The organism is Acinetobacter sp. Q85-2 (genome assembly GCF_013420555.1).
Classification (GTDB): Bacteria; Pseudomonadota; Gammaproteobacteria; order Pseudomonadales; family Moraxellaceae; genus Acinetobacter; species Acinetobacter indicus.
Map to the genome: position 1 here is coordinate 83,979 of NZ_VOXW01000006.1, position 21,527 is coordinate 105,505.

General features: G+C 45.2%; 18 protein-coding genes. 5 read left to right on the plus strand and 13 right to left on the minus strand.

Annotation, left to right across the window (positions count from 1 at the left end; all coding sequences use genetic code 11):
• Positions 1 to 31: 31 nt before the first annotated feature.
• The 4 genes from FTT68_RS04860 to tatA all read right to left on the minus strand — a co-directional run bounded on the left by FTT68_RS04860 (position 32) and on the right by tatA (position 3,928).
• A complete protein-coding gene (locus FTT68_RS04860; protein ID WP_005180190.1) occupies positions 32 to 2,278 on the minus strand; it encodes a PhoX family phosphatase in 2,247 nt (748 codons plus the stop codon).
• 180 nt (positions 2,279 to 2,458) lie between these two features.
• Entirely contained in the window at positions 2,459 to 3,241 is a 783-nt protein-coding gene (gene tatC / locus FTT68_RS04865) for a twin-arginine translocase subunit TatC (protein ID WP_180057094.1), read from the minus strand.
• On the minus strand, positions 3,238 to 3,684 hold the full coding sequence (tatB, locus tag FTT68_RS04870; RefSeq protein WP_160240949.1) for a Sec-independent protein translocase protein TatB: 447 nt from the start codon (positions 3,682 to 3,684) through the stop codon (positions 3,238 to 3,240). The genes tatC and tatB overlap by 4 nt, the downstream gene beginning before the upstream one ends.
• 19 nt (positions 3,685 to 3,703) lie before the next feature.
• The gene (tatA, locus tag FTT68_RS04875; RefSeq protein ID WP_005180185.1) at positions 3,704 to 3,928 is read right to left on the minus strand and encodes a Sec-independent protein translocase subunit TatA; all 225 of its coding nucleotides are present in this window, start codon (positions 3,926 to 3,928) and stop codon (positions 3,704 to 3,706) included.
• A gap of 161 nt (positions 3,929 to 4,089) precedes the next feature.
• Here tatA and FTT68_RS04880 point away from each other — a divergent pair, with 161 nt between their 5' ends.
• The gene (locus FTT68_RS04880; RefSeq protein WP_180057095.1) at positions 4,090 to 4,971 is read left to right on the plus strand and encodes a permease; all 882 of its coding nucleotides are present in this window, start codon (positions 4,090 to 4,092) and stop codon (positions 4,969 to 4,971) included.
• 195 nt (positions 4,972 to 5,166) lie between these two features.
• On the opposite strand, the gene rdgB is transcribed toward FTT68_RS04880, so the two are convergent.
• The 9 genes from rdgB to FTT68_RS04925 all read right to left on the minus strand — a co-directional run bounded on the left by rdgB (position 5,167) and on the right by FTT68_RS04925 (position 16,931).
• A complete protein-coding gene (gene rdgB / locus FTT68_RS04885; RefSeq protein WP_180057096.1) occupies positions 5,167 to 5,793 on the minus strand; it encodes an RdgB/HAM1 family non-canonical purine NTP pyrophosphatase in 627 nt (208 codons plus the stop codon).
• Between the two features lie 105 nt (positions 5,794 to 5,898).
• Positions 5,899 to 6,489 carry a tetratricopeptide repeat protein gene (locus FTT68_RS04890; RefSeq protein WP_075167424.1) on the minus strand — a complete coding sequence of 197 codons (591 nt, stop codon included), beginning with the start codon at positions 6,487 to 6,489 and terminating at the stop codon, positions 5,899 to 5,901.
• The gene (gene metW / locus FTT68_RS04895) at positions 6,486 to 7,079 is read right to left on the minus strand and encodes a methionine biosynthesis protein MetW (protein WP_005180178.1); all 594 of its coding nucleotides are present in this window, start codon (positions 7,077 to 7,079) and stop codon (positions 6,486 to 6,488) included. Before metW ends, FTT68_RS04890 begins: the two co-directional genes overlap by 4 nt.
• Positions 7,079 to 8,239, minus strand: coding sequence for a homoserine O-acetyltransferase (locus tag FTT68_RS04900; RefSeq protein ID WP_005180176.1), 1,161 nt, complete (start codon positions 8,237 to 8,239; stop codon positions 7,079 to 7,081). The genes metW and FTT68_RS04900 overlap by 1 nt, the downstream gene beginning before the upstream one ends.
• An 84-nt stretch (positions 8,240 to 8,323) precedes the next feature.
• Positions 8,324 to 10,021 carry a 2-isopropylmalate synthase gene (gene leuA, locus FTT68_RS04905; protein WP_005180175.1) on the minus strand — a complete coding sequence of 566 codons (1,698 nt, stop codon included), beginning with the start codon at positions 10,019 to 10,021 and terminating at the stop codon, positions 8,324 to 8,326.
• Between the two features lie 264 nt (positions 10,022 to 10,285).
• Positions 10,286 to 11,389, minus strand: a complete 1,104-nt coding sequence (locus tag FTT68_RS04910; RefSeq protein WP_180057098.1) for an alpha-hydroxy acid oxidase — start codon at positions 11,387 to 11,389, stop codon at positions 10,286 to 10,288.
• Complete coding sequence (locus tag FTT68_RS04915) at positions 11,386 to 12,069, minus strand: Fe2+-dependent dioxygenase (protein WP_005180172.1); 684 nt, start codon at positions 12,067 to 12,069, stop codon at positions 11,386 to 11,388. The genes FTT68_RS04910 and FTT68_RS04915 overlap by 4 nt, the downstream gene beginning before the upstream one ends.
• A 107-nt stretch (positions 12,070 to 12,176) precedes the next feature.
• Positions 12,177 to 14,411, minus strand: coding sequence for a catecholate siderophore receptor Fiu (locus FTT68_RS04920; RefSeq protein ID WP_180057099.1), 2,235 nt, complete (start codon positions 14,409 to 14,411; stop codon positions 12,177 to 12,179).
• A gap of 321 nt (positions 14,412 to 14,732) precedes the next feature.
• The gene (locus FTT68_RS04925) at positions 14,733 to 16,931 is read right to left on the minus strand and encodes a TonB-dependent receptor domain-containing protein (RefSeq protein WP_180048349.1); all 2,199 of its coding nucleotides are present in this window, start codon (positions 16,929 to 16,931) and stop codon (positions 14,733 to 14,735) included.
• Between the two features lie 245 nt (positions 16,932 to 17,176).
• On the opposite strand from FTT68_RS04925, the gene tig reads away from it, so the two are divergent.
• The 4 genes from tig to FTT68_RS04945 all read left to right on the plus strand — a co-directional run bounded on the left by tig (position 17,177) and on the right by FTT68_RS04945 (position 21,526).
• Positions 17,177 to 18,508 carry a trigger factor gene (tig, locus tag FTT68_RS04930; RefSeq protein WP_075167430.1) on the plus strand — a complete coding sequence of 444 codons (1,332 nt, stop codon included), beginning with the start codon at positions 17,177 to 17,179 and terminating at the stop codon, positions 18,506 to 18,508.
• A gap of 191 nt (positions 18,509 to 18,699) precedes the next feature.
• Complete coding sequence (gene clpP / locus FTT68_RS04935; RefSeq protein ID WP_005180162.1) at positions 18,700 to 19,305, plus strand: ATP-dependent Clp endopeptidase proteolytic subunit ClpP; 606 nt, start codon at positions 18,700 to 18,702, stop codon at positions 19,303 to 19,305.
• 27 nt (positions 19,306 to 19,332) lie between these two features.
• Entirely contained in the window at positions 19,333 to 20,643 is a 1,311-nt protein-coding gene (gene clpX / locus FTT68_RS04940) for an ATP-dependent protease ATP-binding subunit ClpX (protein WP_016658565.1), read from the plus strand.
• Positions 20,644 to 20,812: 169 nt separating this feature from the next.
• On the plus strand, positions 20,813 to 21,526 hold the full coding sequence (locus FTT68_RS04945) for a DUF2846 domain-containing protein (protein ID WP_160240957.1): 714 nt from the start codon (positions 20,813 to 20,815) through the stop codon (positions 21,524 to 21,526).
• The last annotated feature ends 1 nt before the right edge of the window (position 21,527 follow it).

Sequence of the window (21,527 nt, forward strand, 5' to 3'; positions counted from 1 at the left end):
TTAAGTTTAAGGATGCTTAAGAGAAAGCGTTTTATGCTTGCTCTAGTGCCTCACCTGCAATCGGACCACCGTCTTTACGGGTGATGACTACAGTAGCTGAACGAGGAACTTTACCTAACGCACTGTAGCGGGTACTTTGGTTTGCTGGCCAAGCACCACCTGGATGCTGAACATTGACAAAGATCGCTTTATAGTCAGGTGTAATGGTTACCCCGGTAATTTCACAGCCAGATGGACCAACCAGGAAGCGGCGGACACGGTCATTAGAAAGCTGTGCGCCCACAATTGTTTCTTGACCACCTGCTTTGGTACTTGCTGCAATCGCGGTACCGCCATCACCGACTGAACCTGGAAGTGCTGCAAGCATCATACAGTTGGTTTCATCTGTATATTGACCATCATCGGTTTGAATCCAAAGGATACCACGTGGGTCAAACCACATACCATCCGGGCTAGAGAAGTCGTTCATATCGTCTAGACCAGACAGGTTGATGTTTGACTCAGCGCGTGCTTCAGCACCAAATAAGAAGATATCCCATTTAAATGCTGTAGCGGCTACCGTGTCGCCTTCTTCACGGAAGCGAATAATATGGCCATTCATGTTTCCGGAACTACTTGCGCTTGTGCCCTTGAAGTCAATATAGCTACGTGGGTTAGCGGCATCAGTTGGATACGAACGACCACGGCTGCTGTTATTGGTTAAGGTGACATAAACTTCGCCATTTTCAGGGTTCACTGCAACCCATTCTGGGCGGTCCATTTTGGTTGCACCAACGTGGTCTGCAGCAAGACGGGCATGAACAACGACATCATCCTGACCGGAGAAAGGATAGATTGCATTCGCAGAGGTGAGGCCATTCTGGTTATGCGACAGTTCTAACCATTCACCGGTACCATCATCATTGAACTTGGCAACATATAATGTACCGTTATTCATATATTTGTCGCCAGCGGCATAGCCGCCGTTGACATCTTTAGGGTCCCACACTGCATCTGATACGAACTTATAGATATATTCACCTGTCGCATCATCACCCATATAGAACGCTAATGGCTGACCAGGGATCGGGTTACTACAACGACAATCTTCATGTGCAAAACGGCCGAGTGCAGTACGTTTTACTGGACGTTCAGTTGCGCTAAACGGGTCAATTTCAACAATAAAGCCACAAGTGTTCATGACATTACGGTAGTCTGCTAGCGCGTTTTCACCTTTAACTGAAATATCCCAACGATCATACAGATCTTTGTCACCAGTTAACTCGGCAACTGGCGTATTCCATAAATATTGCGAAGAACGGGCATTAGCACCACCACGACCATAACGTGATAAGGCAATTTCTTCTTTTGCAATGGCACGTGTGTCATTGGCTTGACGAGCGAAATAACCGCTCCAGTTTTCTTCTGCAGTCAGATATGTCCCCCAAGGTGTATAACCGTTACCGCAGTTTGCAAATGTACCACGTGTTAAAGTACCGTCTTGAGAGAATCGGGTTTTAACCAGATCAGAACCGCGCGCTGGACCACGGATTTCCATTTCAGTTGCGGCAGTAATACGACGGTTAAATTCAGAATTTAAATTAATTTTAACGTCTTGGGTATTTTCATCTTTGCTAATTTCAACAACAGATACACCGTGAGCATTTACTTCACGTAAAACCTGATCTTCAGGGCGGATGCCATCTACTGAAATCGTGCCCACAGGGGTATGTAACTGAGATTGCTGCAGATACTCATGGTTTAATACCAGCAAGCCTTGTTTTGATTCTTTGGCAGCATAGTTTTTGTTGGTTGGATGCATACCGAAGAAGCTCATACCATCATGGTTATCGCCGGCACGGAATTGATAAGATGCACCTGATGGTAGTTCAGCATCGGTTTTTTCTGGATAAGTAGGGTTAATTGGATCGCCTACTGCATATAACACTTTTAGCTGGTAGCCTGCAGGAACACTGAAGAAGTTCGCTGTATTTTTTCTCACAGGTTCAAAGGTTAATTTATTCGGGCGGGCGTTCAGATCGCTCCACTCATGCTGGTCAGGAGAGGTTGTGTCTGGAGGAGTAGTTGGATTTTCACCTGAATTAGCAGAATCATTATCATCATCTGAACAGCCGCTCACGCTTGCTGCAAATGCTAATGCCATTGCCCCACTTGTAGTTTTTGCAATAAAACCACGACGATTCATATGTTGATCAAGAATCGTTTGAAAATGCGTATTATTTGAAGTGTTACTATCTTCGGTCAGATCCTGACACGGAATCATTTCATCGTTGTTCATTTAAAAGTCCTAGCTTTTCTTTAATGGCTTGGTTGCTGCTTAAAAGCTAGAAATAAACTACCCGCTGAATATGACAGTACCTTGAAGAAAATATTTCAAAAAAGTTAAATAAGAACAATGGTTTACTAAAATAAAAAAGAGCAGCCGGAGCTGCTCTTTTTTAATCGGGTTTGTAAAAACTTATTCTGCAGCCAGCCGACGCTTTTCAATCAGCTTGCCTGCAAATAAGCCCAATTCGAATAACATCCACATTGGAATGGCCAGCATAATCATCGACAGCGCATCCGGTGGGGTCACAAACATCGAAACAAAGAAACAGCCAACAATAATAAAGCGACGTTTTTCGACCAGCTGCTGGGTACTAACCACACCAATTAAAATCAGCAATAGGGTAATAATCGGAATTTCAAAGGTAAACCCGAACACCAAAAACAGTTTCAAACAAAAAGTCAGATAGCTATTAATATCCGTCATCGGGGCAACTGTTTCCGGTGACACACTGATGAAAAAGTGCAGAATTGACGGCAGTGCAATAAAGTAAGCAAATGAAATCCCAATATAAAACAGGGCAATACTGCTTATGAGCAATGGCAATGCCAGACTTTTCTCTTTTTCATATAAGGCCGGTTTTACGAAAGCCCACAGCTGATAAATAATAAACGGCATCGCAATCATCAACGCCACAAAAAAATTTAGCTTAAACGGTGCCATAAAGGTGGCCGTGACATCGGTAGCAATCATGGTCGATGAGGTCGGCAACTGCGCACGCAGCGGTTCAGATAAAATCTGATAGGTGCGATTGGCAAAAGGCAATAAGCAGAAAAACAGCGCAATAACCAGGCCCACAATCTTAAATAAATGCTTGCGCAGAATCACCAGATGTTTGGTGATCGGCATTTCTTCTAAAGCAGCCTGCTCGCCCACTGTCGTCGCTGGCAATTGAGAAGGAGAACTTTGACTCATACAGCCACCTTATAATCGGTAAATTGTGACGTGGTCGGAGGGATAGCTTCAGTCGCGGTTAGCGGTTGATGCTGAGGACGCAGCAACAGCGAAGGTTGCGGGGCAATAAAGGTATAACGCGTCGGCAAATTTTTATTATCCGTTGCAGCGGTCTGGTTCGGTTGTTCTTCCGCGAATATTTTTTGTTGTTTTAGCTCATGCATCTGAGACTGCATTTTTTGCTCAAGTTCCTGAATACGTGCCATTTCCTGTTGCATCTGTTCACGCAGTTCAGAAAGTCGAAGTTCCCGATCAATATCATTTTGCACATTGCTGATGGTACGTTTAATTTTGCCGTACCACTTTCCAACAAAACGTGCAGCTTCAGGCAGCTTTTCTGGACCCAGCACCAATAATGCAATGATGCCGAAAAACAGCAGCTCCGCCATTCCAATATTGAGCATAACAAAATTACCTGAAAAATTATTGTTTTACAGTCGTGTTAACATCAGATGATGTCGCTTGATGTTCAATGGTACGTGGCTCGTTTAGGGCCGCAGTGGTCGTTTCATCATCTTTAATTGATTTTTTAAAGTCTTTAACCGCACCGCCCACATCTTTACCCAGGTTTTTCAGTTTAGATGTACCAAACAGAAGAATTACCACAATTGCAAAAATCAGAACGTGCCAGATCGATAAACCAGCCATAATATTTACCTCTTTTTAATTCAAGACATATCTCAACAGGTCTAGATGACAGCGAGGTGACAGGAATATTGCGATTCAAAGACAGCAGATGGGCTAAAAGCATGTTGTGCCATCAATTATGTTAGGATAATCACCACTTTTCTGCCTTCCTGTGTACCCGCATGGCGCTGCTGCTTCCGCTAATTTCATTTCTGATTGGATACTTCGGGGTCGCGTATTTAAAGCCGTTGCGTCCGGTGCTAGCGATGTTACTGGCCCGGCTGTTTATTCCGTTACTGATTATCTACAACATGGTGTTTTATCAGGACGGCAGCTTGTGGCTGATTGGTTTTAGTCTGATCAGTTCCATCCTTTTCTTTGCGGTCTTTTATGTCTTGCAAAAAGATAAACTGATCGCACTGTGCTTCAGTTATTTAAATGGGGCCTGGCTGGGTTTTCCCTTTGCCTTGGCCCTGTTTGGACCTGCGGCCAGCAGTATTATTGTGGCGCTGTATATTGGCGGATCCTTATTTGGCAATGTCTGTGCGGTGATGGCGGTGAGCCAAACCCGGCAAGAATTAAAGTTTATTGTTAAAAATGTGCTGCTTTCACCGCCGGTGATTGCCCTGAGTCTGGCGGGTATTCTATCTTTTTGGGATGTGAGCCAGTTTGAACATCAGACCTGGCTACAAGTGATTTACCAAAGCAATAAAGTACTGGTGACCTTTGCCGGCATGTGCGTGCTGGGGATGTGGCTGAGTAAAGTTCGGATTGGCTGGGCTGACTTAAAGCGTAGCCTGGGTTTACTGGTCGCACGTATTCCGCTGGCCTTGTTGCTATGTGCTGTGGCGTACTGGTGTTTACCCATTCCGCAGCAGACCTTGATTTATGCCGTCATGCTGATGTTTTTCCTGCTGCCACCGGCTGCCAATATTGTGGCACTAGAAACCCATTATCAGGGCACCGGTGATTCGGCCAAATATATTGCCTCAGGAACGATTGCCAGTGCAATTTTGATTGGCGTATATGGCGTGGTGGTGCATATATTGGTGCCGGGTTTATAAATCAAAAAGTTCTCTCTCCCTTTGGGAGAGAGTTAGAGAGAGGGTATAAAAGTTTTTGAAAGTCCCTCTTTATTAAAGAGGGGGATTTACGGAAACCCTTTGTAGAAATGAGCAATATTTTAGCGTCAGAAGAAAGATGTATAGAAGAATCTCTCCCAGCCTCCCTTTTTCAAAGGGAGGAGTTTTAAAAGGATGTTACTTCTCCAAACTCGCTTTAAACAGCTGCATCGCCTGACCTCGATGGCTGATCTTATTTTTTTCTTCCTTGCTCATCTCGGCGCTGGAAATACCCAGCTCCGGTAACCAGAACAGTGGATCATAACCAAAACCATTTTCACCACGTGGTGCATCCAGAATTTCACCTTGCCAGATGCCCTGGAAAATTTGTGGTAAAGGATCTTCGGCATGCTGCACCAGGGCCAGAACACAGACAAACATGCCTTCAATAGCGGTTCCGTCTTTGCGTAAAGGCTGTAAGTCTGCCAGCAGTTTTTCATTATTGGCAGCATCGTTGCCATGTGCGCCAGCATAACGGGCAGAGTAAATTCCCGGTGCGCCGCCCAGTGCCGGTACGCAAATCCCAGAATCATCAGCAATCGCAGGCTTGCCAGAAATTTTAGAGGCATGACGCGCTTTAATAATCGCATTTTCAACAAAGCTCAGACCATCTTCAATGGCATCTTCAATATTGAGTTGGCCTTGCGGGATGACATCAACCGGTAAATTCAGTTCTGCAAACAGTTTTTCAAATTCCGCAATTTTGCCTTTGTTATTGCTGGCCAGAACCAGGGTGACTTGAGAGAGCCAAGCAGGTGCAGTCATCTCGAATTACTCATGATTGAAAACATGCAGGCTAGTTTAACCGAAAACCGCCAGACAGCAGGCATGAAAAAAGCACCCGAAGGTGCTAGTGTTTTTGAACCTGGCTTATTGTGCCTGAATCCATTTGTCGGCACGGTCACGTGCCTGACGAATCTGTTCTTGGGTCAGGTTGGCGGCCAAGGCCGTTTTTTTGCCTTCAGATAAAGAAATTACTTTATTGTCGAGCATGCCATCACGGGTAGACAGTTCATACCACTGATAAGCGCCCATATAGTTTTTCTTTTTCTCTTCCATCATCGCCAGGTTAAAGCTGGCACGGTTATCACCGCGACTGGCCGCTTTTTCAAAATACTGACGGGCCAGGACTTCATCTTTTTTGGTGCCAATGCCATCAGCCAGCATACGGCCTACGTTCAATTGGGCTGAAGACAGTCCCTGATCGGCAGCGGCTTTATACCAGGCAAAGGCCTGACGTTCATCTTTGGCGACATCCTGACCATGCAGATATTTGGTTGCCAGATAGAACTGCGCACCGGCCTGACCGGCTTTGGCGGCTTTAATCAGACCCTGAATGTCCATCACCGAATACTGGGCGGCCTGGCTCGACACCGAGCTGCCTGGTGCCACATAATCTGCATGCACCTGCAGGCTAAAAAGTCCAACCAGTAGCGTCGTGCTTAATAATAATTTTTTCATAGAGCGCTCACTCGATAAATTGCGACTTCACCAAACAGATTCGGGATATGTTTACTGAGTAAACTAACTTGTTGATCCCCATTCACAGCGAGTCGATTAATAATACGGATATTGTTTTCAGCACAGAGTGCTTCGAAATCACGGAAAGTACAGAGGTGGATGTTCGGGGTGTTGTACCACATATACGGCAAAGCTTCTGAAACCGGCATTTTTCCTTTCAGTGCCAGGAAAGAACGGGTCCTCCAGTGGGCAAAGTTCGGAAAGGTAATAATCGCCTGTTTTCCGACACGCACCATATCACGCAATAATACGTCAGGTGCATCTACAGCTTGCAAGGCTTGTGCCATGACCACATAGTCAAAAGACTGGTCGGCAAAGCGGCTTAAACCGAGGTTTAAGTCTTGTTGGATGATATTTAACCCCCGACTGACGGCAATTGCAATCTTTTCTTGGTCAATTTCCAGGCCGTAAGCACGAATATTGTGCTTTTTACTCATGTGGGCCAGCAGTTCACCATCACCACAACCGAGGTCTAAAACGCGGGAACCGGGCTTAATCCACTTTTCGGCAAGTTGCTGATCAATACGCATTACACAGCCTCCTGCGGGGTTGCCTTGAGGTGTTCTGCACCTCCCAAAAATGCTCTTAAAGATTTGACATATAACGGAATCGGGAACAGGAAGGAGTCATGGCCCTGTTCGGCATCAATATCTAAATAGCTGACCGGTTTATGGTTGCTAATCAGCGCATCGACAATTTCCTGTGAACGCGAAGGCGAGAAACGCCAGTCGGTGGTAAACGAAATCACCAGGAACTGGCATTGGGTATGGGCCATGGCCTGTACCAGCGACTGTTCGTATTCACGCGACGGATCAAAATAATCCAGCGCCTTGGTCATAATTAAATAGGTGTTGGCATCAAAGTTACGGCTGAACTGTTCACCTTGATAGCGCAAATAGCTTTCCACCTGAAACTCGACATCGAAACCGTACATGAATTTGCCCAGTTTCAGGTCACGGCCAAATTTCTGCTTCATGGCTTCTTCAGACAGATAGGTGATGTGTCCGACCATCCGCGCCAGAATCAGGCCACGTTTTGGATAGCTGTCATGTTCCAGATAACGGCCATGATGAAAATCAGGATCAGAAAGAATCGACTGACGCGCGACTTCATTAAAGGCAATATTCTGTGCCGACAGTTTTGGCGCACTGGCAATAATCACACATTTTTCCAGACGGTCCGGATAATCAACCGACCATTGCAAGGCCTGCATGCCCCCCAAAGAACCGCCAATCACTGCATACCATTTTTGAATGCCTAAGCGGTCTGATAGCATGGCCTGGGTTTTGACCCAGTCACGCACCGTCACCAGCGGGAAATCCGGACCATAAGGGCGGTTTTCATTTTCCGGGTTGGGTGAGGTTGGACCGGTCGAACCATGACAGCCACCAATATTGTTCAGTGCCACCACAAAGAATTTAGAGGTATCAATGGCTTTGCCCGGACCAATACAGCTGTCCCACCAGCCAGACTTTTTATCATCTTCATGATGATAGCCCGCCGCATGATGATGCCCGGACAGGGCATGGCAGATTAAAATGGCATTGGATTTGTCGGCATTCAAGCTTCCGTAAGTTTCAACCATCAGTTCAAAACGTGGCAGAATGCGTCCACATTCCAGCTCTAACGGCTCTTCAAATTGAAACTGTTGTGGCGTTACGACACCCACAGAGTTAGCAGGGAAAGACACAGGAATAATTCGCCTTAGAATCTTTAGAATGAATAAATAAAAAGGATACCACTTGGGGTATCCTTTCTAAAGTACTTTATGTGCTTAAACGGCAGCAGCAACCAATTGTTCTTTGCTTAATACGCCCTGATCAATCAGACGGTTAGTGCTGGCAATAATGGCTTCAATGGATGAAGTCACAATGTTGTCATGCACCCCGGCACCAAAGGCAGATTTACCGGTACCTTTCACCTGCAACTCAACCAAGGCCAAGGCTTTGGCATTGGCACCCGAGCTGATGCCGCGTTCTTCATAGTTCAAGACATCAATTGGTAACTGCAAGGCATCCAAAATGGCCGAGATCGGACCGTTACCTTCACCGCGCAACTGCTGTGTCGAGCCATTCACCACCACTTCAAGTTCAATTACCTGTTTGCCATTGTCATCAGACAATTTATAGCTCTTGGCAGAATAATGTGAATCTTTGGCATCGACATAGGTTTGCTGGAACAATGACCAGATTTGCTGTGCTGAAATTTCAGTGCCTTCTTCATCGGTCACTTGCTGCACCACTTGCGAGAACTCGATTTGTACACGACGCGGCAACACCACGTTGTAGTTCGATTCTAACAAGTAAGCAATCCCGCCTTTACCTGACTGCGAGTTCACCCGAATCACGGCATCATAGTCACGGCCCAAGTCTTTCGGATCGATTGGCAAGTAAGGCATATCCCAGATTTCTTCGTTTTTCTGGTATTCAAAGCCTTTTTTAATTGCATCCTGGTGTGAACCCGAGAACGCCGTGAACACCAAATCACCGGCATATGGATGACGTGGATGCACAGGTAAACCGGTACATTCTTCTACGGTCGCAATAATTTCGTTGATGTTAGAGAAATCCAATTCTGGTGCCACGCCCTGGGTGTACATGTTCAAGGCAATTGCTGCCACGTCAACGTTACCGGTACGCTCGCCGTTACCAAACACACAACCTTCAACACGGTCAGCACCGGCCATAATTGCCAATTCAGAGGCAGCAATACCACAGCCACGGTCGTTATGACAGTGAACAGAGATGATCACCCCGTCACGACGTTTGATGTTGCGGTGCATCCACTCGACCTGGTCGGCATATACGTTTGGAGTCGAAACTTCTACAGTCGCAGGCAAGTTTAAGATGACTTTGTTTTCAGGAGAAGCTTCCCAGATTTCAGTCACGGCGTCACAGACATCTTTAGCCACTTCCAATTCGGTTGCGGTGAAACATTCCGGGCTGTACTGGAAAATCCAGTCCGTTTCTGGATATTGCGCTGCGTATTCTTTCACTTTTTCAGCAGCGTTAATGGCCAACTGTTTGGCACCCGCGACATCAACATTCAAGACTTTTTGACGGAAGGTTGGCGAGTTGGAGTTATAGATATGTACAATCGCGCGTTTTGCACCTTCCAATGCTTCAAAGGTACGCTGAATCAAATGGTCACGTGCCTGAACCAAAACCTCGATATACACATCATCTGGAATGTGGTTTTCTTCAATCAATTTACGGGTGAAATCGAAGTCAATTTGTGAAGCAGACGGGAAGCCAATTTCAATATGCTTAAAGCCAATTTTCACCAACATCTGGAACATTTTGAACTTCTGTTCAATGCTCATTGGTTCGAAAATTGCCTGGTTACCATCACGCAGGTCGGTGCTCATCCAGATAGGTGCTTTTGTAATTTCGTTGTTCGGCCATTGACGGTCTGGCAAGTCAACACGTTGATACATGCGACGATATTTTTTACTTGGATCAGCCAACATCATGAGGTAACTCCTTGTGAAGCATGGGTTGCTTAAGCTTATAAAAAAGCAACGTACTACTTATATAGATGGTATCTATGGTATCAATTTACAAGCGTATTTCCGGAAAATATTAGGATCAGTCCACATTCTCAGAAAGAGTTGCTACCTGGCTGGTACCGTTCGCGGTCTTGCAAATTCCTAAGATAAATATAAGCCAACTGAAGTGGAAATTATTCTCTTAATTTGCATCATTAAAGGTTGTGGAGATAAAAAATTTCACTGGATCTAGTTTTTGTGAAAAATATAGCGACTATTGATCTCTTGCAGGCGCGCCGTTCCCATTAAAGCCATGGTCACTTCCAGTTCTTCCCGCAAAATTTTAATCACATGCGCCACACCTAACGCACCGGCTACTGCCAGACCATAAATATACGGCCGGCCAATCAGCACGGCGGATGCGCCCAAGGCCAGCGCCTTAAAAATATCGGAGCCGCGGCGGATGCCACCATCCAGCACTAAGGGAAAATTTGCCGGCAGTTGTGCGCGTATCATCTGTAGAGCTGTCAGTGGGCTAATGCAGTCATCTAGCACCCGGCCACCATGATTGGAAATGACCAGTCCCTGTACACCGTATTGCAATGCCAGTTGAGCATCTTCAGGATGCACAATGCCTTTGAGCAGCACCGGTAAAGACGTTTGCTGTACCAGCCAGGCGATATCTTCCCAGGTCGGTGCCTGTTGCATCAGACCATCAAACAGGGGATGTTGCTCTGGCCTGAGGATGGGGGATGTAAAGGAAGATAGATGCGGATGAGGCAGATGCGCCGGCACTTGAAAACCGGCCCGACGTTCACGGTCACGAACGCCGCTATGCGGTGAATCGACGGTCACCACAATGGCTTTAAACTGTTGTTGCTCTGCCAGTTGCACCAGTGCCAGCGATTGTTCGCGATTGCCTTGCCAATACAGCTGAAACCATTTAAGAGGGGTTGTTGGCGCAACTTCACGCAGATCGGTAGTACTTAAATGACTCAGGACCAGATTACTGCCCACCGCTTCTGCTGCGAGGGCAGTGGCTAGTTCACCCTGTGGATGAAACAGTTGCTGATGGCCAACCGGGGCTAGAAAAATTGGATGGGGAAATTCCTGCCCGAACAGTTCGCAGCGGGTATGGCCTTGGCTTAGGTCACGCAGCATTCTGGGCAGCAGTTGCAGCTGCTGAAACTGGTCCAGATTCTGTTGCAGGCTGCGCTCATCCATGGCGCCGCCTTGTAAATAGTGCCAGGTGGCCGGCGTTAAATGTTTGCTGGCCTGAGCTTCATAGTCAGCAATGGTTTGCAGATAGGCTGGAATCTGGGTAAGTGGCGGCAGTGGCTGGGCAGATGTCATAGTTCGCCCCATTGACGCAGCAGATTATGATAATGCGCGGTCAGTTGCAGCACTTGTTCATTATCGCCAAGTTGCTGACGCAGTTGGCCAATGGTCATATCCAGATTAAACAGCATGCTGCGCTGCCAGTCATCGCGAATCATGCTTTGTGCCCAGGTAAAGGCGGCAATGCGCCGCCCGGCAGTGACCGGTTCTACCCGGTGCAGGCTGGTGGCGGGATAGAGAATCACATCACCGGCATCCAGTTTAACTTCATGTGCGCCATAGGTGTCTTCAATCACCAGTTCGCCGCCCTGATATTCTTCCGGTTCAGACAAAAATAAGGTCATGGAAACATCGGTACGAATCAGCTGCTGATGTGCAGCCGAATAATGCACCGCGCTGTCGACATGATTGCCATACGTCCCTTGCTGCTGATAGCAGTTAAACATTGGCCGCAGAATATGTTTGGCTAAGGTCGCAGATTGTACCAGCGGATGCTGTCTCAGTGCCTGTTCAATCTGTTCAGCCAGCGCTGGATACACCAGATGCTGTGGGTCAAATTGCAGATTGTGTTTGCTTTTTTTTGCCTGTGGCCCGGCACTGTGCTGGCCATCAATCCAGGCGGTATGCTGGTTAAGCTGCTGACGAATATCAGCCACGGCCGCTTTACTGAGAACTTGAGGAACATGCAGCATCATGAGACTTGAATCATCCTTCAGACAGAGCGCTGTCTGTCATCATAAAGCCAAATAAAAAATGAAGCAGCATTTCAGATAAATGCTGCTTCAACAGAACAAAATAAAACTTAGAACTTATAGTTAAAGGTCAGGCTGGCACTGCGCTCCTGACCAAGCGTCATACGCGAACCGCCGTTGTTCAAGGTGCTGATGTATTCTTCATCTGCCAGGTTATAGACATTCAGGTTCAGTGAGGCATTTTCATTGAACTGATAACCGGCCATGGCATCAAATACCACATAGCTTGGAATGCTTGGCATATTGGCTGGAGCAGTGCTGTCGGTGACGACACGTTTTTGCTCATCGACATAACGTGCACCCAGACCCAGTTTAAAGCCGGCAATGTCATAGGTGGTCCATAATGAGGCGGTCCATTCCGGTGACCAGCGCACGCTATCGGTACGGGTCATGACATTGTCACGGAAACTTTGCTGATCTTCCTGTTTGGTTTTCATATGCGCCACACCGGCAGAAATATTCCAGGCATCGGTAATCTGGCCGACTGCACTCAGCTCAACCCCATCGACAATAGTTTTACCTTCCTGGATGGATTCCTGGGTAATCGCATCCTGGGTAAACTGGTTTTCATTTTCCGTGCGATAGACTGCGGCATTGAGGGCTAGACGACCATCAAGCAGATCCCATTTGCTACCCAGTTCATAATGATGGGTTTCTTGCGGTTCTGCCGCTGCACTGTTAATGCCCGACTCAGACATCACAAAGTTGGTGCTGCCCGGTGGGGTTAAGGATTTGCCATAAGAAGCATAAACGCTGCTGTAAGCAGTTGGTTTGTACAGACCGCCAAGTTTCCAGCTCAGCAGGGTGTCATGTGCACTGATATCTGAAGCTACAAGGGCATTTGTGCCGCGAGGTAAGGACAGGCCTTGATAGTCAGTTTCGTAATAATCTACCCGTACTCCACCGTTTAACTGGAAGCGTTCGCCAAACTTTAAGGTATCAAACAGATAAGCCGCAGCCGTCTGGGTTTCACCATCGCTATAAGCACCGTTATAGATCAGGTCGGCCATTGGATCATTGGGGTTTGGGTTATACAGGTTGGCTTCAGTGGTGGATACTGGAGGCCCATCCGGCATTTGGGTGGCCAGATTGCGGGTGTATTGCTGCTCTTTTAAAAATTCCAGGCCAGCTACCACATCATGTTCAATAGCACCGGTTTTCAGGTTCAAATTTAAAGTGGTCTGGTTGGCCAGGATTTTATTTTCCTGATCAACCCCCTGACGTGAACGGCTGATGGTCCAGTCGGCTGGATTGGTCGAATCATGTGCAGAAATGGTGTTAATCCCGGTCAGGACTCGGTTCATCTGGGTTTGACCCAAACGGGTGATATTAGTCAGTTTTAGATTATCTGCCAGATCACTTTCAATTTTCGCGGTGAACATGTCGGCATCGACATCTTCGTAATCATCTACATGGCCATAATAGTTTTCACGATTAACCTTGCCAGCTTGGGCAATATCCGGATTGGCATTCCAGAAGCCTTCCATACCAATGGTTGGAATACCGCCGTCTGGAATATTACGTTGACGGACGTGCTGTGAATATAAATACAGGCGGGTCGGAGTATTCAGGCCAAAGGCAACAGATGGGGCAATGGCATAACTGTTGTTTTCGAGCACATCACGGCCTTGCACGCCGCCTTCTTGTCCCATGACATTGAGACGAAAAGCGGTATTGTCATTGATGGCTTGGTTGATATCGGCCGAGAGGCGGGCATTTTCTGCGGTATTGTAGCTGGCAGAGACTTCGCTACTGTTTTGCAGATGTGGCAGTTTGCTGACCAGGTTGATATAACCGGATGCTGAACCACGACCGGCTTCGGCACCGGCCGGGCCTTTCACGACTTCAACCTGTTCCAGGTTAAATACATCGCGGCTGACTGCGCCCAAATCACGGATGCCATCGACATAGGTAGAGGTTTGGGTCGAGAAACCACGCATCTGGAAGGTATCACCGGCGCTGGTATTGCCGTTTTCCCCCATTTGTAAGGTAATGCCCGGGGTGTTGCGTAGCGCTTCAACCAGTGATGTCGCGCCTTGTTCTTTTAATAGGGTTTGATTAATAACAGAAACTGTTTGTGGGGTATCGACCAGTGGCTGGGTCTGTTTCGCGGAGCTGAGCTGATTGGTTTTATATTTATTTTCAGCCTGAGATTTTACCGTGATTTCAGGAAGCTGGGTGACTTCTTCGGTTGCTGTGGTTGCATGTGCCATGAGCGGCAGGGTGGCTGCAAGGGCAACGAATGATGCAGTGCGTTGATGTTTACGGCTCTTAATCTGTGCCATGGTGGTGTATTTCCTGATATGAATGACAAAATTCCCTTACCACAATGATTTGAGTGCGCAGTTCAAATGCAGAGTAATGATGGACTTATTGTATGCGTTCAATAAGTAATGCGAATTTTAGTGATAATAATTCTCAGTAACAATATGGAAATTGGTTAAAACAAGCTAAACAATTAAGAAAATATTTATGGAGTGTTCGTATTTAATGAAATAAATCAATAAGAATATTTGAATAATCGTATTTTTGATTTAATTTGATCGGTTTTTGGAATTAAAAAACCCTGCCGGGGCAGGGTTTTGGGTTCTTATGTGAAATCTGGATTAGAAGTCATAAGAGATAGATAACCAGTAGTTGCGGCCTGGGAGGTAAGTACCAGACATACCAGAGGCAATGTCTAAGTATTTGTAAGCAGTTGCGCTGGCGATAATTGGATTACCGCTCTTATCAGTTGAATCATATTGGTAGGTTTGATTGTCTTCAGTAAAATCTTTGTCTAATAAGTTATTTACCGCCATATTAATTCGGATCTGATCATTCACTGTATAACTTGCACCTAAGTTAAACACGTTATAGCCTGCAAATTTATCTCCAAAAATCAAAGACTCTTGATAGTCTGAAGAACCAAGTCCAGATGCTGGTGTTTTGGGTTGGGTCTGGAATCGGTCTTTACTTGAACGATATTCGTGTTGTAACCAGATATCTAAAGCAGGGTTAATATGCCAAGTCGAGGTCGTATTCAGCGCGTGTTTTGGTACGTTGCTGAAGTAAGCGCCTTTATTTTTACCTTTGGTGATCTCAGTTTCCATCAGCGTATAGGCTGTTTTAATATCCCATTCTGGCAATATTGAATAATTTAGGCTAACTTCTAAACCCTTTGTTTCAGCTTCATCTGCATTGGCACTTTGTGTGTATTCGGTCACACCTGTAGCTAAATTGGCACATTCAGGAGAGGCCGGGCAGTTGAATCGTGAAGATATAATTTTGTCTTCAATTTGGTTAAAGAAAGCTGTTGCAGTTAGATTTAATTGATCACTAGGTTGGAAATTAAAACCTAATTCATAGTTAATCGAAGTTTCAGGCTTTAAGTTTGAGTTGCCTAAAGTCGGAGTTTCACCTTGTCCGCTGTAGTTAATAATTCCGTCATGTAAAGCTTTTGGAGATGGAACTTTATAACCTGTACTCACACCACCTTTCACAGTGAAGATATCGTTGGTGTTCCAAACTAAGTAAGCACGTGGACTAAATTGTCCACCAAAACCTGAGTGATCTTCGTAACGTCCCCCAAAGGTAAAGCGGAGATTATCTCGTAATGCCCACTCATCTTCTGCGTATAACGACCAGGAATCTTTAGAGAATTCTTGGCCAATACCTGCAATATCATCAGCAACTATTGCATCTTTATATTCAGCACCTGCAGTCACGGTGTGATTTGCCAAAGGCATGACAATGTGTGAGTCAACAACTAAATCTGTATTTTCTAAAGTACGATCTTGACCTTCATATGCATTGTTTGGGAAGGTGCCATTAGGAATCGTACGGCCTATAGTTTCTGTTTCAGTATGGCTAACATAAGTTTTCCATTGACCAAAACTATAGTCACCATCATGTCCTACAGAAACTTGTGTACGGTTAAACTCTAATTCATCTTTATAGCCATTTGCTTTGTTAGGTTTATCAATATTACCTAAACGGTTGTCTTCATTTTTATATTTTTGACTGGAATGGAAGCCGTCTATCCATAAAGTATTTGTATCATTTAACTGGTAAGTAAGCTTAGCACCTGCATCATAATTGTCTGCTTTACTTGGGCGTGGATCACGACCTGTTGAGCCAGGTACTCGCTCTGAACGTTGACGGTCTAAATATGAGCCACGTAGTTGCATACCAAGTCGATCATTGATAATCGGACCATTAACAACAACGCTAGTTTTCCAGGAATCAGCTTCACCATTATGTTCCATTGCATTGCCACTAACCGTGACATTGCCATTCCATTCATTACTGACTTTTTTGGTGATGATGTTGATTACACCACCCATCGCTTCTGAGCCATAGCGGGTTGCCATTGGTCCACGGATGACCTCAATACGTTCAATTGATGAAAGAGGCGGTAAGTAACCATTTGACGATTCACCAAAACCATTAGGCGCAACATCAGAAGAGGTGGTTTGGCGACGTCCATCAATTAAAATCAAAGAGTATTCGTTACCTAAACCGCGCATTTTAATATTTAAGCCGGAGGTTTTGCCTACACCATCACGAATATCAATACCAGGTACATCAACTAACAAATCAGCAATACTGGTGGCATTTTTCTTTTCAATATCTTCTTTTGTGACCACACTAATAGAAGCAGGTGCATTTTTAATATCTTGTTCAAAACCCGCCGCAGAGACCACAATTGTGGATAATTGATGTGTCGGGTCAGCTGTTGTTTCAGTGGTTGTATTTGCAAATGCGGAACTAGCAGAAATTCCAAGAATCGCGAGCGAAAGCGGGCGAAGGTTAAAGGTGCGCATAACCGAATTCCAGTATTGGGATATAAGAAGAATAGTTAAAAATATGAGTTAAAAACCATTGAATATTAATGATAGTACTTATCATTTGCAACAAATATTAGACAATAGATAAAAATAGCGAAGGGAATATGAAGAATTTAAGCCGAAAAATTGTTCTGATCGCTTGTTATTTTGTATATCTTTAAATGTTGTCATATAATATGGCACTTTTTTAAAAACTGTTATTACTAAATATCGAGGAAGCCATGCAAGTAACTTCTGAAGCGGTTTCGGGCGTTGCCCGTCGTTTAAATGTATCTGTACCGACGAGCCGTATTAACGAGCAGTTCGAAGCTCGCTTAAAACGCACAGCTAAAACTGCGAAGATTAACGGCTTCCGTCCAGGTAAAGTGCCTGTAAACGTTGTACGTCGTGAATATGGCGCGGGTATCTATCAAGAAGTTGTAAACGACATCATTCGTGACACCGTATTTGAAGCAATCCAACAAGAAAAAATCAATGCTGTTGGTATGCCAAATATTGAAAAAACTGAAATGAAAGACGACGCTTTAGTATATGAAGCGACTGTTGAAGTTTATCCAGAAGTTGAAGTGAAATTCGAAGGTCTGGAAGTTGAGCGTAAAGCATCTGAAGTTAGCGACAAAGATGTAGATCAAATGATCGAAAACCTGCAAAAGCAGCGCGCAACTTGGGCTGAAACCAAAGGCATGGCGAAAAAAGACATGCAAGTAACTTTTGATTTCGAAGGCACAGTAGATGGCGAGAAATTTGAAGGCGGTTCTGCTGAAGACTTCAAACTGGTATTAGGTTCTGGCCGTATGATCCCGGGCTTTGAAGATGGCATCGTGGGCATGAAAAAAGGCGAAGAGAAAGTTATTGATGTAACTTTCCCGGAAGACTACCAAGCTGAACAGCTGGCAGGTAAAGCAGCTCAGTTCAAAATCAATGTAAAACTGGTTGAAAAACAAAAACTTCCAGAAGTTGATGCTGAATTCTTAAAAATCTTCGGTTTAACTGAAGAAGAAGGCGTTGAAAAGTTAAAAGCTGACGTTCGTAAAAACATGGAACGTGAAGTGAAAAACGGTCTTCGTAACCAGGTGAAAGGTGCAACGTTTGATGCACTGGTTGCTGCGAACGAAATCGAAGTTCCAGAATCTATGGTTAAGCAAGAAATTGACCGTCAACGTCAACAAATGATCCAACAGTTCACTCAGCAGTTTGGTGCGCAAGGTGCGAAAGCATTTGACTCAAGCATGCTTCCAGACGAACTGTTCAAAGAACAAGCTGAAAAATCTGTAAAACTTGGCGTATTGGTGAGCAAAGTTTTAGCAGACGCGAAACTTGAAGTGGATGCTGCACGTGTTGATGCTTACATCGAAGACATGGCATCTTCTTATGAAGATCCAAACGAAGTAATTGAATACTTCAAAAATGACAAACAGCAACGTGCTCAAATTGAAGCAGTTGTGTTAGAAGACCAAGTAGTTGATCACATTCTTGCAGCTGCAAAAGTGACTGACAAACAAGTCAGCTACGAAGACTTATTGAAAGAGCAACAAGCTCGTCAACAAGGCTAATTTCAGCTGAAGTAAAAAAGGCGCCTAAGGCGCCTTTTTTATATAATATAAAAACTTGGATGGTTTTAAAGTTTACAAAGCTTATGCAAAAAATATCCATGAATTGTGGGTGAATATTTTGCAATTTAGATGATTATCCCTCATATTGTGATCATGGGTGAACTCACAAGAATTTAGGAATAAATAAACGTATGTATGTTCCATCAATTGATAACGCATTGGTTCCAGTAGTCGTTGAGCAATCATCTCGTGGTGAGCGTTCTTTTGATATTTATTCACGTCTTTTGCGTGAACGGGTGATTTTTTTAACGGGTGAGGTTGAAGACAACATGGCCAACTTGATTGTGGCGCAAATGTTGTTTTTAGAAGCAGAGAACCCAGATAAGGATATTCATTTATACATTAACTCGCCAGGCGGCTCAGTTACTGCCGGTATGGCGATTTATGACACCATGCAGTTTATCAAGCCAGATGTGGTGACTTACTGTATGGGTCAGGCAGCGTCAATGGGTGCATTCCTGCTGAATGCCGGTGCTAAAGGTAAACGTTACTGCCTGGAAAATGCCCGGGTCATGATTCATCAGCCTTTAGGCGGTTTCCGTGGTCAGGCCTCTGATATTGAAATTCATGCGCGTGAAATCCTGTTCATTAAAGAGCGCTTGAACCGTTTGATGGCAGAGCACAGTGGCCAGGACTATGAAAAAGTGGCCAAAGATACCGACCGTGATAACTTTATGACTGCACAGCAGGCCAAAGAATACGGTTTAGTGGACGAAGTGTTATCTAAGCGTCCATAAGTTTTAAAGATTTAAATTGGAGAGAATATGTCCGAACATCCTCAAGGACAAAAACATTGTTCATTTTGCGGTAAAACGCAGTCTGAAGTCGGGAAGCTGATTGCAGGCGAGGACGCATATATCTGTAATGAATGTGTGGACGTATGCCTGGATCTGGTTCAGACCAGTCAACAAGTTGAGTCGAGTGACTGGGCCGCCCGTCCGTTGCCAAAACCGCATGAAATTCGCGCTGCACTGGATCAGTATGTGATTGGTCAGGACCTGGCGAAAAAGACTTTATCGGTGGCAGTTTATAACCACTATAAGCGTCTGAAAGTGACGCATAACGGTCAGAAAACCAATGATGCAGTCGAAATTGCCAAAAGTAATATCCTGCTGGTGGGTCCAACCGGTTCGGGTAAAACCTTATTGGCACAGACCTTAGCGCGTTTGCTGGATGTTCCGTTTGCCATGGCCGATGCCACCACCTTAACCGAAGCCGGTTATGTGGGGGAAGATGTAGAAAACATCGTGCAGAAGCTGCTGCAAAAAGCCGATTACGATGTCGAAAAGGCGCAAAAAGGCATTATCTATATCGATGAAATCGACAAGATTACCCGTAAGTCTGAAAACCCGTCGATTACCCGTGATGTATCGGGCGAGGGTGTGCAGCAGGCCTTGCTGAAAATGATTGAAGGCACAGTGGCGTCTATTCCGCCGCAGGGTGGCCGCAAGCATCCGCAGCAGGAATTTATCCAGATTGATACTTCAAACATCCTGTTTATCTGTGGTGGTGCATTCTCGGGTCTAGAGAAAATTGTGCAGCAACGTCAGGAAAAAGGTGGTATTGGCTTTACCGCTGAAGTACGTAACAAGGATGAAAGTAAAAAGCTGTCTGAACTGTTCCGTCAGGTTGAAGCAACAGATTTGGTGAAATTCGGTTTAATTCCGGAATTTATTGGCCGTTTGCCAGTCATTGCAACGCTAGATGAGCTGGATGAAGACGCATTAATGCAGATTCTGACCGAGCCGAAGAATGCCTTGACGCGTCAATACGAATATCTGTTCGAGATGGAAAATGTCGACCTGATCTTTGATGATGCTGCATTACGTGCAGTGGCGAAAAAAGCCTTGGAACGTAATACAGGTGCGCGTGGTCTGCGTTCAATTCTGGAAAACGCCTTGCTTGAAATCATGTATGACTTGCCAAGTCGTAGTGATGTAGGCACGGTCATCATCACTGAAGCAGTGATTAATGGTCAGGCCAAGCCAGAATTAAAAGCGGAACGTCAAAGCAAAGAAGCTGTGGTAGAACAGCCGAAAGCCGATTTAAAAGTCGTGAATTCAAAAACGGCTTAAGACGCTATTCGTCAGAAACGTGCGGAAATCAACGGTTTTCGCACGTTTTTTTATTTGAAAAAATAAGACAGAGTGCTAATCTCTGCATCAGGGCCTGGATGCCCAACCCAATAAAAATATTGAAAAAGTGTTAAGTGTAAAAATAAAAACGAAGGAATGAGGGATGTTCATGCGTGCTATATCAATCGTATTTCTGGCTGTCGCATTGGCTGGCTGTCATGGGAAGTCGTCAACCGAGGCGCAACTGCCGCCCACCTCTACGTTAAAAGCTATTGATCAGAACGAAAAGCCGAGTTTGCTGGAACAGTACCGCTTTGGCATGTTTACCATTGGCGGTTGGGTCAATCAGAAATTAGGCCAGCGCTTTCAAGCCATTCAGCCGCAGCATGATCAGGCCGCTGTGGTGTATTTATATCGTCCGGATTCACGCTGGAACCGTCAGGAAATTGTAGCCTCCAGCCTATTTATCAATAGCGAACGCATTCCAAGCCTGCTGCATAATCATTATTACTGGATTGAATTGCCTGCCGGGGATTATCGTTTATCTACCAGCCGTCCTTTAGGTGTGCAGCATTTCCAAAAGCCGAAGTATCTGGATTTTTCCGTTGAAGCAGGCAAGTCCTATTTTATTAAATATGATGAAGAAAATAGCAGTACCCGCCGCACGATTTCTGGTCCCTTAATCATGATGCCGGAAACGGTAGGCCTCAATGAAATTGCTTTTACTCAATTGAAATCGCACAGTTATAATTTTGTGGCTGAAGACCAGAGCACCGGTAAAATTCGCTCCAAGGCACAAAAAATCAAACATGCCGATTATGACCCGGCCAGCGATGTGCAGTTGACTAAGCCATTTAAATTGTGGGACCCACGCACCTGGTAAA

What these genes read in the sequence shown, in the direction of transcription:
- FTT68_RS04860 (WP_005180190.1), bottom strand. Translation starts at nt 2,278, where the DNA reads ATGAACAACGATGAAATGATTCCGTGTCAGGATCTGACCGAAGATAGT.
- tatC (WP_180057094.1), bottom strand. Translation starts at nt 3,241, where the DNA reads ATGAGTCAAAGTTCTCCTTCTCAATTGCCAGCGACGACAGTGGGCGAG.
- tatB (WP_160240949.1), bottom strand. Translation starts at nt 3,684, where the DNA reads ATGCTCAATATTGGAATGGCGGAGCTGCTGTTTTTCGGCATCATTGCA.
- tatA (WP_005180185.1), bottom strand. Translation starts at nt 3,928, where the DNA reads ATGGCTGGTTTATCGATCTGGCACGTTCTGATTTTTGCAATTGTGGTA.
- FTT68_RS04880 (WP_180057095.1), top strand. Translation starts at nt 4,090, where the DNA reads ATGGCGCTGCTGCTTCCGCTAATTTCATTTCTGATTGGATACTTCGGG.
- rdgB (WP_180057096.1), bottom strand. Translation starts at nt 5,793, where the DNA reads ATGACTGCACCTGCTTGGCTCTCTCAAGTCACCCTGGTTCTGGCCAGC.
- FTT68_RS04890 (WP_075167424.1), bottom strand. Translation starts at nt 6,489, where the DNA reads ATGAAAAAATTATTATTAAGCACGACGCTACTGGTTGGACTTTTTAGC.
- metW (WP_005180178.1), bottom strand. Translation starts at nt 7,079, where the DNA reads ATGCGTATTGATCAGCAACTTGCCGAAAAGTGGATTAAGCCCGGTTCC.
- leuA (WP_005180175.1), bottom strand. Translation starts at nt 10,021, where the DNA reads ATGATGTTGGCTGATCCAAGTAAAAAATATCGTCGCATGTATCAACGT.
- FTT68_RS04910 (WP_180057098.1), bottom strand. Translation starts at nt 11,389, where the DNA reads ATGACATCTGCCCAGCCACTGCCGCCACTTACCCAGATTCCAGCCTAT.
- FTT68_RS04915 (WP_005180172.1), bottom strand. Translation starts at nt 12,069, where the DNA reads ATGATGCTGCATGTTCCTCAAGTTCTCAGTAAAGCGGCCGTGGCTGAT.
- FTT68_RS04920 (WP_180057099.1), bottom strand. Translation starts at nt 14,411, where the DNA reads ATGGCACAGATTAAGAGCCGTAAACATCAACGCACTGCATCATTCGTT.
- FTT68_RS04925 (WP_180048349.1), bottom strand. Translation starts at nt 16,931, where the DNA reads ATGCGCACCTTTAACCTTCGCCCGCTTTCGCTCGCGATTCTTGGAATT.
- tig (WP_075167430.1), top strand. Translation starts at nt 17,177, where the DNA reads ATGCAAGTAACTTCTGAAGCGGTTTCGGGCGTTGCCCGTCGTTTAAAT.
- clpP (WP_005180162.1), top strand. Translation starts at nt 18,700, where the DNA reads ATGTATGTTCCATCAATTGATAACGCATTGGTTCCAGTAGTCGTTGAG.
- clpX (WP_016658565.1), top strand. Translation starts at nt 19,333, where the DNA reads ATGTCCGAACATCCTCAAGGACAAAAACATTGTTCATTTTGCGGTAAA.
- FTT68_RS04945 (WP_160240957.1), top strand. Translation starts at nt 20,813, where the DNA reads ATGCGTGCTATATCAATCGTATTTCTGGCTGTCGCATTGGCTGGCTGT.